Source organism: Xanthomonas sp. BRIP62418 (genome assembly GCF_003993495.1).
GTDB classification, from domain to species: domain Bacteria; phylum Pseudomonadota; class Gammaproteobacteria; order Xanthomonadales; family Xanthomonadaceae; genus Xanthomonas; species Xanthomonas euroxanthea.
The window spans coordinates 16309-33985 of sequence record NZ_QEZG01000025.1; the positions used below are offsets into that span (position 1 = coordinate 16309).

The following is a 17677-nucleotide window of genomic DNA, read 5'->3' on the forward strand; positions in this document are numbered from 1 at the left end:
ATAAGCCGCCCCGTCATCCTGGAGTCGGGCATGTCCGATACCGATCTTTCAACGCCGCGTGTGTCCCGGCGCGATTACGTGCTGATCCTGTTTGCGTTGGCGATGGGTGGCTTTGCGATCGGCATCAGCGAATTTTCCACCATGGGGCTGATGACCCAGATCGCGCAGGGCCTGCAGATCAGCGAGCCGCAGGTCGGCCATGTGATCAGCGCCTATGCATTGGGTGTGGTGGTCGGTGCGCCGTTGCTGGCGATTGTCGGCGCCCGCTGGCCGCGGCGCACCTTGTTGCTGCTGTTGATGGTGTTCTACGCGCTGGGCAATCTCGCCAGTGCGCTGGCGCCGAGCTACCACACGATGTTGCTGTGCCGGTTTATCGCCGGCTTGCCGCATGGCGCCTACTTCGGCGTTGCTTCATTGGTCGCCGCGTCGATCAGCCCGCCCAATCAGCGCGCCACTGCGGTGGGCCGGGTGTTGCTGGGCCTGAGCATCGCTTTGCTGGTGGGCAATCCGTTGGCGACCTGGCTGGGCCAGATCGTGAGCTGGCGTTGGGCCTACGCGGCGGTATCGGTGCTTGCGTTGTGCACGGTCGCCGCAGTGGCATCACGCTTGCCGCCCGCGCCGGACGAGCCGCGCCAACAGCCGCTGCGCGAGCTGCGGGCCTTCAACCAGCCGCAGGTGTGGCTGGCCCTGGCGATCGGCGCGGTGGGTTTTTCCGGCATGTTCTGCGTCTTCAGTTATCTGGCGCCCACCCTGACCGCAGTGACCGGCGTGGCGCCGGCGCGGATTCCGCTGGCAATGGTGGCGTTCGGTGTCGGCGGCGTGCTCGGCAGCATCCTGGGCGGCTGGCTGTTCGATCGCATGCAGTTCCGTGCGGTACCGGTGTTGCTGGTGTGGTCGGTGGTGGTGATGTTGACCTTCCCGTTGGCCGCGCAGTCGGGCCTGTGGGTATTCGTGTCGATCGTGGCGGTCGGCACCATGGGTGCGCTGGCACCTGCACTGCAGACGCGGCTGATGGATGTGGCCGCAGAGGCGCAGACCCTGGCGGCGGCGTCCAACCATGCCGCGTTCAATACCGCCAACGCGCTGGGCCCATGGTTGGGTGGCATGGCGATCACGGCCGGGTGGGGCTGGACCTCGACCGGCTACGTGGGCGCGGCCACTGCGCTGGGCGGTTTGCTGGTGTATGCCCTGGCGGTCTGGCAGGAACGCCGGCAGCGGACGGCGCTGGCGAGCTGCTGAAGCGCAGCGGCTTGGGCGCGGTGGCGCAGGCGGTTATCCGGCCTGCTCTGCCACATGCTGCCGTTGCCGTGATGAGTGGCAGCATGGATAGCGGTCGTACCCGTCGCGATGCAGTTGCACATCCAGGATGCAGGGCTCCATCCACGGCCGACTCACGGCCCGACATCGAGACTGCATGCTTCATTGCGAGCGGACCGTACAGCGCCATGACCGACTTCATCCCACCTCCATGGAAGCGCCCGAAGCCCAAGGGGAGGTCCGCGTCCACGCCGCTGACCGCTGCCCAGAAAACCGCTGCCAGACAGCGTGCGGAGGAGGCTGGCCGGCCGTATCCCAATCTGGTCGACAACATGTGGGCGAGCCGGCAGCCGAAATAGCTTGACTCATTCTTGGCATCGATGAATCGCCATTCATTGCCTGCATGATCGCGTGAGGACAATCGCCACCGCACTCACATCTCGATTATGGGTGGCCCGCCAAGCTAAGGCCGTACACAACGCAATGCATGCAATCGATCCATTGATTGCCTCATCCCCCGAAAGCCAGCGCAAGCGCCTTTTCGACTCGCGCAGCGCTGGCCCATCGTAACCAGGAGCGACACATGAGCATTCAGAGCAAGACCGAGCACAGCCTCAACGACCTCATCGCCATTTCCCGCGACGGCAAGGACTTCTACGAAGAAGCTGCTGCCAAGGTGGGCGATGCGGAACTTGCAACGCTGTTCCGCCGCATCGCCGGTGTGAAGTCCGACATCGTCAGCAACCTGAGCAGCGTCGTCGCCTCGGTCGGTGGCAAGCCGGAAACCAGCGGCACCATGGTCGGCAGCATGCAGCAGTTCTACGGCAAGGTGCGCGCAACCCTGGGCGACACCAAGTATGGCTATGTGGCCGAACTGGAAGAGTCCGAAGATCGTTTGCTGAAGGCATTCGATGAAACCATCGCCGATCAGGACACCCCGGCCGCCGCACGCGACGCCGCACTGCGTCTGCTGCCGGAAGTGCGCGCCTGTCATGACGTGATGCGTAACCGCAAGCATGCGATGAAGAGCGCCGCATAACCTGCGCGCGTGACCCAGGCGCATCCCTGTGATGCAGCTTGTGGAGTGAACCGATAAAGGCGGAAACGGGCAGCGCGAGCTGCCCGTTTCTTTTTGTGCCACGCGCAGCCAGTGACACTGTTCTTGTTCCACGCATTGCGCGCGTTCCACGTCGTGGCGTGGATGTTGAAGGCGTGTCACGCACGCAGTTGGTCTGCTAGTATCCGCCGCCCTTCTTCCGGCAGGTCCGCGTACGCGGTCGTGGAATCAGCCCATGAAACAGCAGTTCCTGTACCTGTCCTCGGCCGAGGCGCAGCTGTCGCTTGGCCTTGGCGAGGAGAAGACCACCGAGCGCCTGTTCTTCGCGGTGATGGCCGATGCATCGACTGCCCAGCGCGCCGCGGCGATTGCCGATGGGCTGCTGCATGGTGGACAGGTCGATGGCAGGCCGCTGGCGCGCGAACGCTTGCATGTGACCCTGCATCATCTGGGTGATTACGCGGGCGGCTTGCCGCCGTCGTTGGTGAGCCGTGCCAGTCAGGCGGCCGGGCGCGTGGCAATGGACGCGTTCGCGGTGGAGTTCGATCGGGTGGGCACCTTCGGGGGACGACGTTCGCAGTTGCCGTGCGTGCTGCGTGGCGAAGACAAGGTGCGCGGGCTGTACGAACTGCAGGGCGCGTTGGGCCGGCAACTGGCGCATGCGGGCATTGCCGGCGATGCGCAGTACACGCCGCATATGACGCTGCTGTATTGCAACCAGTCGTTGCCGCAACGGCGCTGCGAGGCGCTGGCGTGGACGGTGCGCGAGTTCGCGCTGGTGCGCAGCTTTCTGGGCCAGTCGCGTTACCAGCTCGAAGGGCAGTGGTCGCTGCGCTGATGCGCGGGCAGGTGCGTCCGCGGTAGCCTGCGTGCATGGACGCCACCACCATACCACTGCCATTGCAGCCCGAGCACCTGGCCGCGCTCGAACAGGCCTATGCCACGCCGCCGCGCGCCTATCACCACTTCGGTCATGTGCGCGCGCTGCTGCAGCATTACGCCGAGGTCGCCGCCGGGCCGGGCTGGCAGCAGCCGGTCGAAGTCTGGTTGGCGGTGCTGTTCCACGATGCGGTGTATCAACCCGGGCGCAGCGACAACGAGGCGGAATCGGCCAGGTGGGCGGCGGACTGCATCCCGCGCTGGTGGCCGCAGGTGTCGGTGGATCTGCAGCGCGTGCAGCACCTGATCCTGCTGACCGCACGCCACGGACAACTGCAGCCGTCGGATGTGGATGCCGAAGCGGCGTTGTTCCTGGATTGCGACATGGCGATCCTGGCCGCACCGGCGGCGGTGTTCGATGCCTACGACCAGGCCATTGCCGTCGAATACCGCGGGCATGTGCCCAGCCTGTTGTTCCGGCTCAATCGCAGGCGGTTCCTGGCCGGCCTGCTGGAGCGTCCGCGCATCTTTCTGAGCGACGACTTTCATGCGCGCTACGACGCTGCGGCACGGGCCAATCTGCGGCGGCGGCTGGGGCGCTGACCCGGCACACGGGGCCAGGCGGTTCATCCGGGCGCGCTGGTGGCGCACGCTACAATGCGCACATGCACGACCGCGTCGCTCCCGATCATGATCCACGCCCGCAGCCGCCCGAGCCGCCTGCACCCAACGAGTGCTGCGAAAGCGGTTGCCCGTTGTGCGTGCACGATCTGTACGCGGAGGAACTGGCGCGCTACCGGCAGGCGTTGGCCGCCTGGGAAGCGCGGCAGCAGGCACATGCGCGATAAGCGAAGCGCCGCGCTTCGCGTGGCCGCCCGGAGCGATTATCTTTGAACCACTCTTTCCGATGGTGCGACATGCGACGACTTGAGATGTGGAGCGCGCTCTGCGGCGCGGCGATGTTGACGCTATCGGGCATGGCGGCTGCGCAGACGACGCAGCCAGTGAGCCACGGCCGCTTCGAGCAGGTGCCGGTGCTGATGCCCAAGGGCGAGCCGCAGCGCGTGGTGATCTGGCTGACCGGCACCGGCAACAACGTCAAGCGGCAGACGCAGGCGGAAAGCCTGCGTGCCGATGGCGCGATGGTGGCGATGGTGGATACCGCGCATCTGTATGCGGTGCTGCGCAAGGCCGGCGGCACCTGCGCGTTCTCGGTCGGCGATGTGGAGAATTTCTCGCGCTACGTGCAGGCCTTCTACCACGTGCCCACCTACAGCCTGCCGCTGCTGGTCGGCGACGGCGAGGGGGCCGCGCTGGCCTATGCGATCGGGGCGCAAGCCAAGCCGCATGTGCTGGCCGGCGTGCTGACCGATGGGCTGTGCCCGGCCACGGTATCCGATCAGGCGATCTGCCAGCCGGGCGTACGCCCGGGCAGCAACACGCTGCTGCCGGTGCCGTTGCAGATTCCCTGGGTGCTTGCCGGGAGCCAGGACAAGCGTTGCCCGGCCGCCGCCGAAGACAGCTTCCTCAAGCAGGTGCCGCAGGCACGCACTTTTACGCGTTCGGCGCGGGGCGACATCCTGCCGGGCCTGCGCGCTGCGGCACGCTCGCTGGGCGAGCAGAAGGGCGTGGCCTTGCCGCCACCGCCGGGCGGGCTGGAAGATCTGCCGGTGGTGGAAGTGCCGGCCAAGCCGGACGGCGACAGCGACGACGACACCTTCGTGATCTTCGTCTCCGGCGATGGCGGCTGGGCAGGCCTGGACGAAGAGGTGGCCGATGCACTGGCCGCGCAAGGCATCCCGGTGGTCGGCCTGGATTCGTTGCGTTACTTCTGGACCGAGCGTACACCGCAGGGCTTTGCGACCGACCTGGATCGCATCGCGCGTTTCTATGCGCAGCGCTGGCAACGCCAGCGGGTGGTGCTGATCGGCTTCTCGCAGGGCGCGGACGTATTGCCGGCCGCGATCAACACGCTGCCGGCGCAGACCAAGCAGAACCTGCGCATGACCGCGCTGTTGTCGGTAGGCAAGCTGGCCGATTACGAATTCCACGTCAGCAACTGGCTGGGTTCGGACGACGATGGCCTGCCGATTGCGCCGGAAGTGCAGCGACTGCCCGCCGGCACCACCGTCTGCATCTACGGCCAGGACGACCAGGATGCGCTCTGCCCGAGCCTACCGCCACAGGCCGCCAAGCGGGTCGCGCTACCGGGCGATCACCACTTCAAGGGCGATTACGCGACCCTGGCCAAGGTGATCATGGAGCAGTTGCACGCTCTGTCGAAGCCATAAGCGAGCAGTGCATTTTTGCCCATGCGTCAGCCGACTTCCGGCTGACGCATGTCAACAACCTGATCGTCGCCGTTCGGTTCGGCCGCTGCAGCTCGGCGGGCGCTTGGCATTTTTCTCCGCAACCGACAGCAACCGGTGGTGCTTGCGCGCGTGCCGGCGTGGGACCTTGAGCGGCATGGATGCCGCGCCAGAGCCTACATGGACGTACTTGCGGCGTGTCCCACGCCGGTACGCGTGCAAGCGCCCTCGGCAGACCGGAGCATTCGCAGGAAGCGGACGGATTTAGTGTGCAATTGGTCGGTGTGCGGAGTCGGTCGGCAGCGCGGCGCCGCATCCGGTGTCGGGACACGCCGCGTACGTCCATGTAGGCTCGGTGGCGGCATCCATGCCGCCACACGGTCCCGCCCCCGGACGCGACACCACGCTTCCAACGTTGCTACCGCTGATCGGCAAGCAATGCGCTCAACACGTGTAGATGCCTGCGGACTCCGTCGCCAACGCACATGGTGAGTTATCTATCTGCTGCTACGGCCAGGATGGGCACTCGAAGGACGTGTAGCCCAGCAATCCGTTCGCTTTTCGTTCCGCAACCGACAGCAACCGGAGGTGCCTGCGCGCGTGCCGGTGTGGGACCTTGAGCGGCATGGATGCCGCGCCAGAGCCTACACGGACGTACTTGCGGCGTGTCCCACGCCGGTACGCGTGCAGGCGCCCGCCGCAGACCGAAGCATTCGCATGGAAACGCTAGATTTTGTGCACAGTTTGATCGGTGCGCGGAGTCGGTCGGCGGCGCGGCGCCGCATCCGGTGTCGGGACACGCCGCAAGTACGTCCATGTAGGCTCGGTGGCGGCATCCATGCCGCCACCGGACGCGGCACCACGCTCCCAATATCGCTACCGCTCACCAACAAGCAATGCCTTCAGGCACACGCGCAGGCACACGTGCAGGCGCCCGCCATAGACCGACGCATTCGCATGAAAACCGCAGGCCCTGTGTGGTGTTACTCCTGGCGGCCGGGATCCACCGAGATCAATCGGGTGACATCGAGCAATGCGGCTGGCAGATGCATGCCGCCCGGCGCGACCAGGTAGCGCGGGCGCCAGGTCGGGGCGAACTTCGATTTGAAGCGACGCAAGCCGCTGAAGCCATAGAAGCGCTCGCCGTGACGCGCGACCAGGCTGGCAAAGCGATTCCAGCGGCCGGCCAGGCGATGCTCGGCCAGGCCCGACAGCGGCGCCATGCCCAACGAGAAGCGCGTATAGCCGTTGGCTTGCCCCCACAGGAACAGCTCGATGAACAGGAAATCCATCGTGCCCTTGGGCGCCTGCGCGCTGTGCCGCATCAGGTCCACCGACAGCTCGCCGCCGGCCGGCGCTTGCCACACGTTGGCGAAGGCCACGATCTGGCCTTCCGCCTCGGCCACCGCCACCGGGAAGCGGCGCAGATAGTCCGCATCGAAGCTGCCCAGCGAGAAGCCCTTCTCTTCGCCGGATTTTTCTTCCAGCCATTGCTCGGACACTTCGGTCAGGCGCGGCAGTACCGCATCCACCTGCTCGGGCTGCAGCATGCGGAAGGTCAGGCCGCCGCGCTTGCCGCGGTTCCAGGCCTGGCGCAGATCGGCGCGGTCGCGGCCTTCCAGGGTGAAGCCTTCCAGCGGCACGATCGCCTCTTCGCCCAGTTTGACCAGGGTCAGGCCCATGTCCAGATAGGTCTGCCAGTATTTTTCGCCGACCTGGTAGAACACCGGGCGCAGGCCCATATGGTCGGCCTCTTCGCGGAAGCGCCAGATCAGTGCGCGTGCGACCTCGGGCGTGCCGACCGGGTCGCCCATCGAGATCAGCGAGCCGCCGTAACGCTGCATCATCACAAACCCACGTCCCTGCTCGTCGAGCAGGAACGCCTTGTCGCCGGTCAGCGCCAGGCAGGCCTGGGTGTCGGTGCTGCTGGCCAGGATCGGCGCCAGCGTCTGCAGGGTCTGCGCATCGGCGGCCGGCATCGGGCGGCGGCCGCCACGCAGCAGGCGCGCCATGCCGAACACGATCACGCCCACGCACAGGATCAACGCCGCGCGCAGCGCACGCGGCGCGTTGGCCGAGGTGGCGAATTCCCACCACAGGTCGTTGCTGTATTCGACATGGCTGTAGACGAAGAACAACAGCCAGAACGTGGCCACCAGCACCAGGCCGAGGTTGCTCAGCCAGCGCCACGACCAGGCTTCGTCCAGCAGCGCGCCCTGGCGGTAGAACTCGCGCCGTGCCGCCCACAGCGCCACCGCGGCCAGCGCCGCCGACAGCGACACCGAGATATGGCTGCCGCGCAACAGCGACAGCGGCGGCAGCAGGATGCACACGCCCAGTGCCAGCACCCAGGCCGCATGGCTGCGGCGTTGCAGGCCCTGGCCGATCAGCAGCAGCACCATGCCGCCCAGGCTGACCAGCAGATGCGAGGTCTCGATCAGCGGCAGCGGCGCCACTTCCTGGCGCGCGCGCGGGGTCGGCAAGGTGCCGTCGATGACCAGCGCCGCGCCCACCGCAAACACTGCCAACGCCAGGATCTGCGGCAACCAGGGGCGCAGGGCCTTCCACACGGTGCGCGCGGTGCTGGCGCTGGCGCGCACCGGTGCGCCCAGGCCGGAGGCTGCCGCCATCGCCACCGAGATCAGCAGCGGCACGATGTAGTAGGTGACCCGGTAGGCCAGCGCGGCGGCCAGCACCGCAGCCGGGGTGACATGCGGCAGCAGCTTGAGCAGGCTCCACTCGAACACGCCCAAGCCGGCCGGCACCGTGGAGATCAGCCCGGCGACCACCGCCACCAGCCAGATCCCGATGAAACCGAAGTAGCCGGTACCCGGGTCCGGCGGCAGCAGCACGTAGAATGCGGCAGCCGCCAGGCCCAGCTCGACCACGCTCAGCGCGGTGACGCCGAGCACCGTGGTGCGGTCGGGCAACCAGAAGCGATGACGGCCAATCCCGAATTCGCGGCCCTGCCTGCCAACCAGTCCCAGCATCGCAACGTAGCCGACCAGCAAGGCGATACCGGCGATGCGGATGCCTTCTGCGGTGATCGGCAGTGCGCGCGCGGCCGCTTCCGGTTCCAGCATCAGCGCCAGGCCAAGCAACACCCAGGCGCCGAAGACGAAGCCCAGTGTGCTCATCAGCACCACCTGGCCTATCTCGGCCAGGGTCAGCCCGACGCTGCCATAGCCGCGCAGGCGGACCGCGCCGCCGGTGAGGGCGGCAAAGCCCAGCGTCTGCCCCACCGCGTGCGCCATGAAGGCGGTGATGCCCACGCGCGCGGGGTGCAGCCGCTTGCCGGTGCGCTTGAGCCCGACCCAGTCAAAGCCCACCAGACAGGCGTAGCTGCTCAAGCCCAGCAGCAAGGTGAGCGCGATCTGGCCGGCACCCAAGGCACGGAACGCCTGGCGGATCTGCCGATAGCCGTGGTCGGTGAATTGTCCCGACAGCGCGTGCAGCGCCATCGCCAGGATCGCCAGGCTGATGATCACCGGCAAGGCGCGGCGCCAGCCGCTGGCCGGCGCTTGGGAAGACACGGAGGTATCCGTCATGAGGGAAACGGGATCTGCTGGAGGGGAAGAAGGGCACATGCATGGTGCGTGCCGTGCGGGCGGTTGGTCTGCATGGGCCGGTCGGTGTCAAGGTACATGCAGGGTGATCGCGTGGATGCCCAATGAGGTGAATGCAGGCTTCGGTCGCGCCGACAGGTGTCGGCTCAGGACGGCCGCGCGCATCATAGGGCATCGCCGCGACCACGTGCCGCAGGCGACCCACCTGGACACGATGACCGTTGCACCACAGACAGGCAATTGATGGACGATCGACACCACACCGGCACCGCGATGTCGCCCGGGCCGTCGTGCCCGCCACGCTGGGCCGTGCAGGCCGGCGCAGTCGCCGCCTGCACGGGCATGGCCTTCATCGGATTGATTCTGCTGTTGCAATGGCTGCGTGGGGATCTGGACTGGATCGACGCACAGCTCAGCGCCTATCTGCACGGCGACCACGGCCTGCTGTTACGCACGGCCTATTGCGTGCTGGCTGCCACGATGGCGTGGATGGCGCCGGGCCTGCAGGCGGCACTTGCGCCGCCCGCGCGCAGCCGCACGGTGGTGGCGCTGTTCTGGAGCGCGGCGCTGGGCCTGAGCATGGTGTCGATCGGCGATAGCTGGATGCCGGAGCTGGCGCCCGACGCGGCCATGCTGGTGCATCTGCTCTCGGCCGACATGACGTTTCTGTGCGTGATCGCGGCGGTGTTGCTGCAATCGTGCTATTTCCGCCGCGACCGGGTGTGGCGGGGCCGCTTCACCACCGCGTCTGGCCTGGGGCTGAGCGCATTTGCGGTGTTGCTGGTCCACGTCACGGTCAGCAGCGTGCCGCTGGGCATCAGCCAGAAGAGCGCCATCGTGCTGATCGTGGCCTGGATGGTGCGGGTGGGGGCGTGGTTGGCGCAGCACCCGCGCGCCGGGGCTGCACGTTTGCCGCATTCGCGGGACAATGCCCGGGTCAATCAACCGTAGGAAGTCTGAAATGTTGCAGCGATTCGAAACGGGTCCGCGGATGTCGGAAATGACCGTCCATGGCGGCGTGTGCTATCTGGCCGGCCAGGTTGCCGAAGACACCAGCGAAGACATCACCGGGCAGACCCGCCAGGTGCTGGGCGAAATCGACAAGCTGCTCGCGCAGGCGGCCAGCGACAAGACCAAGATCCTGCGTGCGGAAATCTTCCTGGCCGACATCGCCGATTTCGACGGCATGAACGCGGCCTGGGACGAATGGGTGCCGCACGGCTTCACCCCCGCGCGCGCCACGGTCGAAGCCAAGTTGGCGCGGCCGGAATGGAAGGTGGAAATTGTGATCACCGCTGCGGCGAGCTGACCGCAGGGCGGCGCGCGGTCGCGGGGCGATCGCGCGCGCCGATGGCATCGTCTGCGCATGCGTTGCGCATCGCATCGCAGCGTTGCCAGCAGACAGTGCAAACCCCCGGATGGCGCGCTGGCATGGTCGTGGCGCCAACCCGCCTGCCGGTGCGCCGGCACGACCGGAAAGCCGGGATATTCGCGTTCACCCATGCGGGCCGCGATGGCGTCTCGGGCCGCGCGCGGTGATCAGCGTTTGACGAAGCGATAGTGCGCCACACCCCACTCGCGACCCTGGTCGTAACCGAACAACTCGGCGCAGGCCAGCCAGAACATCCGCCAGCGCTGCCACCAGCGCTGCGCGTCCTCGCCATAGGTCTGCTTCAGCAGCGGCATGATCTGCGTGCGGTGGCGGTCCTGGTTCTCCAGCCAGGCGTTGGCGGTTTTTTCGTAATGCTCGCCCGACAGCACCCAGCGCTGTTCGATCACCACGTCCTGCTGGAAATGCAGCAAGGTATCGGCCGCCGGCATCAGCCCGCCGGTGAAGAAATGCCGCCCCATCCAGTTGTCTTCGCCGGCCACCTCGAACGGGTAGGCCAGGTCGCGATGGCAGAAGATATGCACGAACAGCTTGCCGCCCGGCGCCAGCCAGCTGCCGACGCGCGCCAGTAGCTCGCGGTAATTGCGCATGTGCTCGAACATCTCCACCGACACCACGCGGTCGAAGTTGCCCGGCGGCAGCGCCAGCGCGTTGACGTCGGCGGTGATGACCTGCACGTTGCTCAATCCGCGCACCCGGCACTGCTCCAGGATGTGCGCGCGCTGCGGACGCGAGTTGGACACCGCGGTGATGGTGGTGCCGGGATAGCGCTCGGCCATCCACAAGGTCAGCGAGCCCCAGCCGCAGCCCAGCTCCAGGATGCGTTGGCCGTCGGCCAGTTCGGCGCGCTCACCGTACAGCGCCAGCATGCGTTCTTCGGCCGCATCCAGATCCGGCGTGGTGGCGTCCCAGTAGCAGCTGCTGTACTTGAGCCGGCGGCCCAGGCACAGGGTGAAGAACTGCGGCGGCAATTCGTAGTGCTGGCGATTGGCCGCATCGGTTTCGATCGCGATCGCGCTGGCACGCAGGCTGTCGATGAAGGCACGCTGGCGCTCGCCGCTGGCATCGGCACCGCCGGTGCGCTCATCGCGCAGGCGTTGCGCGCACAAGCGGCGGATGCCGTAACGCAATGCGGCGTCGGGGAGCACGCCGGATTCGGCCAGCCGGGTCGCGACGGATTCTTCGGGCAGCGAGGAGGGCGGAACGGTGATGGTGGACATACGACTCTCCAGGCGACTCAGGACGAAGGGGGAAGCGGGAAAAACGCGCTGGTGCTGCGCTGGTACTGCGCATAGTCCTCACCACGCGAGCGCAGCGCCTGCTGCTCGGTGTAGGGAATGCCGGTGAAGCGATACAGGAACACGAACATCACCACCGGCCCCAGCGCGGCCAGGGCGAGCGGCCATGGCCCGGCACCGACGGCCAGCGCCAGGTAAGCGAACCAGTGCACGAACTCGAAGAAATAATTGGGATGGCGCGAATATCGCCACAAGCCGCTGCGGCAGGTGACGCCGCGATTGGCCGGGTTGGCCTTGTGCGCAGACAGTTGCCGGTCGGCCAGGGCTTCGCCACCGACCGCGATCAACCACACCGCGATCGCCAGCGTGCTCCACACGCTCCAGGCCGGCTCCGGGTTGCTGGCAGCGGCCAGAAACGGCACCGAAAACAGCACCACCACGACCGCCTGCGCCAGGAAAAAGCCCAGGAATTTGCGTTGGTCGCCGTTCCAGTGCTCGCGCAAGGCACGATAACGGCCATCTTCATGCGGGTCGCCGAACACACGCACGCCCAGATGCAGCGCCAGGCGCGCGCCCCAGACACCGCCGAGCACGGCGACCAGCACGCGCGGCAGCAGCGCGCCATCGGACATCCACGCGCAATACGGCGCAGCCAGGGCCAGGCACGCGGCCCACAGCACATCGACCGGGCCGGCATTGCCGCTGCGGCGTTGCCACAGCCAGCCGACCACCATCACCACACTCGCAAACACGCCCACATGCAGCAGCGGCCAGGCATTCATTGCAGTTCTCCCCTCGGATGGTCAGGCGATGGTCGCGCTAGGCGGCGTGCATACAGCGACAACACGCCGCAGGCCAGGCCCCAGCCGATGCCGACTGCGACCACCGCCTGCAGCTGTGGCGGCCGGAATTCCACCGCCTGCCAGCCGCGTTGTGCCAGCCAGTACGAAAACGGACCGAAAATCGCGCCCAGCAGCACCGCCAGCCATGGCCGCTGCATCACCGATGCCAGCGAATGGTTGAGCGTGAGCGCAAAGCCCAGCCACAACGCCAGGATCCAGGCCGGCGCCAGCAACGTGCCCGGCCACGGCGCGGCGTAGCGCACCCAGCCGCCCGCCGCCAGCGTGGTATCCAGCAGCAGGCCCAGCGACAGCGCGGCGACCAGCAGCTGCGGATCGCCCGGCGCACGCCGCGACGGCCACAGCTGATACAGCGCAAACAACGCCAGCGCCAGCAGGGTGGGCCAGATACGCGCCTGCGCGGCCGCGCTGACGGCCACCAGCCACAGCACCTGCAGGCCCAGATAGTTGCCGAGCTGCCGCATGCGTCCGCTCAAAGGCCAGGCACGAACTGCGGCGGACGTGCGCCCGGCTTGCTCAGCCACAGATGCACATCGCCGATCGAGCGCTCCAGGAAACCGGCCTCGCAATAGGCCAGGTAGAACTCCCACATGCGGATGAAGCGCTCGTCATAGCCGAGCGCACGCACCTGCGGCAGCTGCGCCATGAAGCGCTGGCGCCAGGCGCGCAGCGTCAACGCGTAGCTCGGCCCGATGTCTTCCAGGTTGAACAGGCGCAGGTCGCTGGCGCGCGCGATCGCGCCGGTCATCGCCGCCACCGAGGGAATGAAGCTGCCGGGGAAGATATGCCGCTTGATGAAGTCCACCGAGCGCAAGGCCTGCGCATAGCGATGGTCTTCGATGGTGATGGCCTGGATCAGCGCTTGGCCGTCGTCGGCCAGCAGGCTGCCGACCTTGGCGAAATAGGTGTCCAGATACTGATGGCCGATGGCCTCGATCATCTCGATCGACACCACCCGATCATAGCGGCCGTCCAGATCGCGATAGTCGCGCAACAACACCGTGACCCGGTCGCTCAGGCCGGCCGCGGCGATGCGCTGGGTGGCCAGTTCGAACTGCTCGCGTGAGATGGTGGTGGTGGTGACGCGGCAGCCGTGCGCGCGTGCAGCGTGCAGCGCGAAGCCGCCCCAGCCGGTGCCGATTTCCACCACGTGGTGCTGCGGGCCAAGCTGCAGTTTCTGGCAGATGCGTTCGAGCTTGCGCGTGGCTGCGCGCTCCAGGGCCGCCTCGCCCTGGGCCTCTTCGCCATCGACGAAGATCGCCGAGGAATACATCAGGTTCTCGTCGAGAAACAGGCGGAACAACGGGTTGCCCAGGTCGTAGTGCGCGGCGATGTTGCGCCGGCTGCCGCTGCGGGTATTGCGTGCGAACGCATGCAGGCTGCGCATTGCCCAGCCGCCCAGCCGCGCGGTGCCGGTTTCCATCGCATCCAGGCGGTCGCGATTGCGCAGCAGCAGGCGCATCAACGCGACCAGGTCGTCGCAGTGCCACTGCCCATCCATGTACGACTCGCCGGCACCGACGCTGCCGTTGAGCGCGGCCTGGCGATAGAAGCCGGGGTCGATGACACGCAACTGCACCTGCAGCGCATCGGCACCACTGGCGTTGCCGAGGGTGGTGACGCCGTCTGCTTCGTGCAGCTGCAATTGTCCATCGTGCAGCTCGCCGAGCGTGGCCAGCAGGCGCTTGCGCAACAGGCGGTCCGTCCAGGAAGCCGCGCGCGGCGCAGCGGTGTCGGGCAGGGACGTGGCGTTCATCGAGGTTCTCGCACAGGCGGATGAGGGTGATCGTGGACCGGGTTGCCGCGCAGCCACAGGCGCAGGGCCTGCCAGTGGATGGCCAGCACCACCTGCACGGTCATCAAGGGATAGGCCAGCAGCGTGCGTGCCAGGGTGCGCGCGTTGAGCGGCTGGCGCTGCAGGACCAGGGTGGCATCGAAGCGGCGTGCACCGCTGCCTGCGCCATCGGCCTCGGCCGCGGGGATGCCGCCCGGCGCGTCGCCGCCAGGCGCATCCAGCACGTCCATATGCACGCGCAACTGCGCCTCGGGCACGCTGAAACGCCAGTCGTACTGGTGCTGCATGCCCATGAAGGGGGAGACGTGGAAGCGCTTGTCGAAGCGCCATGCATGCACCTGGCGATGCGTGCGCGCCTGCGCGACCGGCAGCACGTAGGTGTGGCGCTGCTGCCACGGCGTATTGGTGATTTCCGCCACGACCCAGCGCAGGCCCCCATGGCGGTCGAAGCAGTAGTAGAAGCTGACCGGATTGAACACATGGCCGAAGTAGCGCAGATGCGTGAGCAGGCGGATCGCGCCATCGGGGCGCTCGCCGGTCTGGGCCTGCACGCAGTCGCGCACCGCCTGGTCCAGCGGAATGTCCGGGTCACCGAGATAATCGCTGCGCCGGAACTGCGCCAGGTTGGCGCGCCCCACCGACCATAGCCAGCGCCGCGCAAACACCACATCGAGCTCGGACAGGTCCAGGTACATCAGGAACAGCCGGTAGCGAAACGCCAGCGGCCTGGGCGCAAACCGGCGGTGCCGCACCCAACCGGTATAGATCGCGCTGCGCATCGCGCCCACCCCACTGACGGCACCGCTGTCCTCGCCCGGAGGCAGCGGTATCGCATCGGGGCTGGCGTCGCGCAGCAGCTGCATCACCAGTCCACTCCCAGGCCATGGGCCACATCCACGCCGCTGCGCAGGCCGTCTTCATGGAAGCCGAAGCCCCAGGCTGCGCCGGCAAACCAGGTGTGCTGCACGCCCTGTATCTCGGCCTTGCGCGTCTGCGCGGCGAGGGCGGCCGCGTTCTGCACCGGGTGGCGGTAGCGCATGCGCCGCAGCACCTTGTCCGGGGCGATGTCGTGGTTGCGATTGAGGCTGACGATGAACGGCTGTGGCGCGTTGAGCGACTGCAGGGCGTTCATCCAGTAACTCACCGTGCACGGCGCCTGCGGGTCGGCCGGTACATGCGCATTCCACGCCGCCCAGGCGCGGCGATCGCGTGGCAGCACGCTGGCGTCGGTGTGCAGGACGGTGTCGTTGTCCTGGTAGGTGATGCCGCCCAGGACCTGCCGCTCGGCTGCGGAGGCGTCGCTGAGCAAGGCCAGCGCGTCGTCGGCATGGCAGGCGAGCACCACGTTGTCGAAGTGCTCTTCGCCACGCAGGGAACTGAGCACCACACCGTTGGGCGCGCGGCGGATCGCATGCACCGGCGTGGACAGGCGCTCGAGCACCTGCCAGCGCCGGCGCAGCGCACGCACGTAGCTGCTGGATCCACCACGCACCACCTGCCACTGCGGACGCCCGCTGAGCTGCAGCATGTGGTGGTTGGCCATGAAGCCGATCAGCTGGCCCATCGGGAATTCGAGGATGCGCTGCGAGGGCGATGACCACAGTGCCGAGGCCATCGGCACCAGATGCTGGTCGCGAAACGCCGCCGAATACCCATGCCGCTGCAGATACGCGCCCAGCGTGCTGAAGCGCTCCTGGCTGTGCAGCACCGCCGGCGCCTGCCGATAGAAGCGACGCAGGTCGGCCAGCATGCCCCAGAAGCGCGGGCTGAGCAGATTGCTGCGCTGGCAGAACAGCCCGCCCAGGCTGCCGGCATTGTATTCGAGCCCGCTGCGCGCGTCGTGCACCGAGAAGCTCATCGTGGTCGGCTGCGCGGCCACGTCCAGCTCGGCGAACATGCGCGTGAGCAGCGGATAGTGCTGCGGGTTGAACACGATGAAGCCGCTGTCCACCGCATAGCGTTGGCCGTCCAGCTGGATGTCGTGGGTGTGCGTATGTCCACCCAGATAATCGGCGGCCTCGAACAAGGTGACCTCGTAGCGGCGCGACAGCAGCCACGCCGCGCCCAGGCCGGCGATCCCGCTGCCGACCACGGCAATCCTGCCCTCGCTCATCGGCTCACCCGCTCGGCACGTCGCGTGAGCGATGTCGGCATCGGCTTGAGGTCCCAGACCAGGCCCACCCACGACATCACGGTGAGCCCGTACCAGGTGAGGTCGTACTCCCACCAGCGCAGGCCCTGGCGTGCGGAGCCGGGAAAGAAGTGGTGATTGTTGTGCCAGCCTTCGCCGAAGGTGAGCAGCGCCAGCAGCCAGTTGTTGCGGCTGTCGTCGCGGGTGTCGAAACGCCGGCTGCCGAAGCGATGTGCCAGCGAATTGATGGTGAAGGTGGCATGGAACAGCGCCACGGTGGAGATCACAAAGCCCCATACCAGCAGTTGCGCGCCATTGGTCTTCAATGCGGGCGCGGCAACCGCCAGCCAGTCGCCGAGCAGGTATAGCCCGGTTGCCAGCAACACCGGCATCACGATGTCGAAGCGGTCCAGAAAGCGCAGCTCGGCAAAGCGGCGCAGGTCCGGGATGACCTCCCAGTCGGTGCGGAAGTTGCGCGGGGTCAGGAACCAGCCGGTATGGCTCCACCAGAAGCCGTGCTGCGCCGGCGAATGCGGATCGCGGCCGGTGTCGGTGTGGCGGTGATGATTGCGATGATGCGCGGCCCACCACAGCGGCCCGCGCTGCACGCAGGTGGCGCCGATGGCCGCGAACACGAACTGCAGCACGCGTGAGGTCTTGAACGCGCGGTGCGAGAAGTAGCGGTGGTAGAACCCGGTCAGCGCAAACATGCGCAGCGCGTACAACGCCACCGCCATGCCGACCGCGAACCAGGACGCACCGACCCACAGGACCGCCAGGCAGGCCAGGTGCAGCGCGATGAAGGGCAGGGCACGCAGCCAGTCGATACGGTCTGCGCGTGCTTCGTCCAGCGGTTCGTCGGTTTGCGAATCCACCCAACGACGCAGGCTGCCGGTACGCGCTGCGATCCACCCACGTCGGCGGGTGTCGGCAGGCTGCGGCGGCGCGGCATGTGGGTCAAAGCCAGTACTCGGCACGCGTGGTTCTCCGTGTGTAGTGGTGACCCTTTACGGACGCTGCCGGTAAACAGATGCACCAGCGCGTTCGATCGTCGCATGCGTGCGCGCGCTTGGCGTGCCGGTGCGAACGATTCGCGCAATTGCGCACACATTGAACCGCGCCAGCCAGGGGTGACGCAGATGAGGCTGTTGCGCGCCTGACGCCGCCTGCAACGTGGTCGCAGGCGGCGTCAGGC

Annotated in this window: 16 protein-coding genes; 8 read left to right on the forward strand and 8 right to left on the reverse strand. The window is 67.3% G+C overall.

The genetic code is table 11. The features are described from left to right. Positions 1-30: 30 nt before the first annotated feature. The 6 genes from EO174_RS03275 to EO174_RS03305 all read left to right on the forward strand — a co-directional run bounded on the left by EO174_RS03275 (position 31) and on the right by EO174_RS03305 (position 5484). The gene (locus tag EO174_RS03275; protein WP_164739067.1) at positions 31-1239 is read left to right on the forward strand and encodes an MFS transporter; all 1209 of its coding nucleotides are present in this window, start codon (positions 31-33) and stop codon (positions 1237-1239) included. A 601-nt stretch (positions 1240-1840) separates the two neighbouring features. Next, a complete protein-coding gene (locus EO174_RS03285; RefSeq protein ID WP_016903501.1) occupies positions 1841-2296 on the forward strand; it encodes a PA2169 family four-helix-bundle protein in 456 nt (151 codons plus the stop codon). Positions 2297-2549: 253 nt separating this feature from the next. Next, entirely contained in the window at positions 2550-3152 is a 603-nt protein-coding gene (locus EO174_RS03290) for a 2'-5' RNA ligase family protein (protein ID WP_126942190.1), read from the forward strand. 35 nt (positions 3153-3187) lie between these two features. Then, positions 3188-3796 carry a hypothetical protein gene (locus EO174_RS03295; RefSeq protein WP_126942193.1) on the forward strand — a complete coding sequence of 203 codons (609 nt, stop codon included), beginning with the start codon at positions 3188-3190 and terminating at the stop codon, positions 3794-3796. A 62-nt stretch (positions 3797-3858) separates the two neighbouring features. Further along, positions 3859-4041, forward strand: coding sequence for an oxidoreductase-like domain-containing protein (locus EO174_RS03300; protein WP_104648309.1), 183 nt, complete (start codon positions 3859-3861; stop codon positions 4039-4041). A 69-nt stretch (positions 4042-4110) separates the two neighbouring features. Continuing rightward, positions 4111-5484, forward strand: coding sequence for an AcvB/VirJ family lysyl-phosphatidylglycerol hydrolase (locus EO174_RS03305; RefSeq protein WP_126942196.1), 1374 nt, complete (start codon positions 4111-4113; stop codon positions 5482-5484). A gap of 1001 nt (positions 5485-6485) precedes the next feature. Here EO174_RS03305 and mprF read toward each other — a convergent pair. Next, entirely contained in the window at positions 6486-9050 is a 2565-nt protein-coding gene (gene mprF, locus EO174_RS03315) for a bifunctional lysylphosphatidylglycerol flippase/synthetase MprF (RefSeq protein WP_126942202.1), read from the reverse strand. A gap of 261 nt (positions 9051-9311) precedes the next feature. Here mprF and EO174_RS03320 point away from each other — a divergent pair, with 261 nt between their 5' ends. Then, positions 9312-10019 carry a DUF998 domain-containing protein gene (locus EO174_RS03320; protein ID WP_126942205.1) on the forward strand — a complete coding sequence of 236 codons (708 nt, stop codon included), beginning with the start codon at positions 9312-9314 and terminating at the stop codon, positions 10017-10019. Between the two features lie 10 nt (positions 10020-10029). Beyond that, positions 10030-10377, forward strand: coding sequence for a RidA family protein (locus EO174_RS03325; RefSeq protein WP_104583431.1), 348 nt, complete (start codon positions 10030-10032; stop codon positions 10375-10377). A gap of 230 nt (positions 10378-10607) precedes the next feature. On the opposite strand, the gene EO174_RS03330 is transcribed toward EO174_RS03325, so the two are convergent. From EO174_RS03330 to EO174_RS03360, 7 genes are read right to left on the reverse strand one after another with little or no spacing between them, the layout of a single operon-like run. Beyond that, entirely contained in the window at positions 10608-11678 is a 1071-nt protein-coding gene (locus EO174_RS03330) for a cyclopropane-fatty-acyl-phospholipid synthase family protein (protein WP_126942208.1), read from the reverse strand. A gap of 17 nt (positions 11679-11695) precedes the next feature. Continuing rightward, positions 11696-12478, reverse strand: coding sequence for a DUF1295 domain-containing protein (locus tag EO174_RS03335; RefSeq protein ID WP_126942211.1), 783 nt, complete (start codon positions 12476-12478; stop codon positions 11696-11698). Then, a complete protein-coding gene (locus EO174_RS03340; RefSeq protein WP_126942214.1) occupies positions 12475-13020 on the reverse strand; it encodes a DUF2878 domain-containing protein in 546 nt (181 codons plus the stop codon). The genes EO174_RS03335 and EO174_RS03340 overlap by 4 nt, the downstream gene beginning before the upstream one ends. Before the next feature lie 8 nt (positions 13021-13028). Further along, a complete protein-coding gene (locus tag EO174_RS03345; protein WP_126942217.1) occupies positions 13029-14312 on the reverse strand; it encodes a cyclopropane-fatty-acyl-phospholipid synthase family protein in 1284 nt (427 codons plus the stop codon). Then, positions 14309-15214 (reverse strand): DUF1365 domain-containing protein, encoded by a 906-nt coding sequence (locus EO174_RS03350; protein ID WP_126942291.1) that lies wholly within the window; start codon positions 15212-15214, stop codon positions 14309-14311. Before EO174_RS03350 ends, EO174_RS03345 begins: the two co-directional genes overlap by 4 nt. Next, the gene (locus EO174_RS03355; RefSeq protein WP_119129002.1) at positions 15214-16464 is read right to left on the reverse strand and encodes an FAD-dependent oxidoreductase; all 1251 of its coding nucleotides are present in this window, start codon (positions 16462-16464) and stop codon (positions 15214-15216) included. Before EO174_RS03355 ends, EO174_RS03350 begins: the two co-directional genes overlap by 1 nt. Then, positions 16461-17459 carry a fatty acid desaturase gene (locus EO174_RS03360; RefSeq protein ID WP_126942220.1) on the reverse strand — a complete coding sequence of 333 codons (999 nt, stop codon included), beginning with the start codon at positions 17457-17459 and terminating at the stop codon, positions 16461-16463. The genes EO174_RS03355 and EO174_RS03360 overlap by 4 nt, the downstream gene beginning before the upstream one ends. Positions 17460-17677 lie beyond the last annotated feature (218 nt).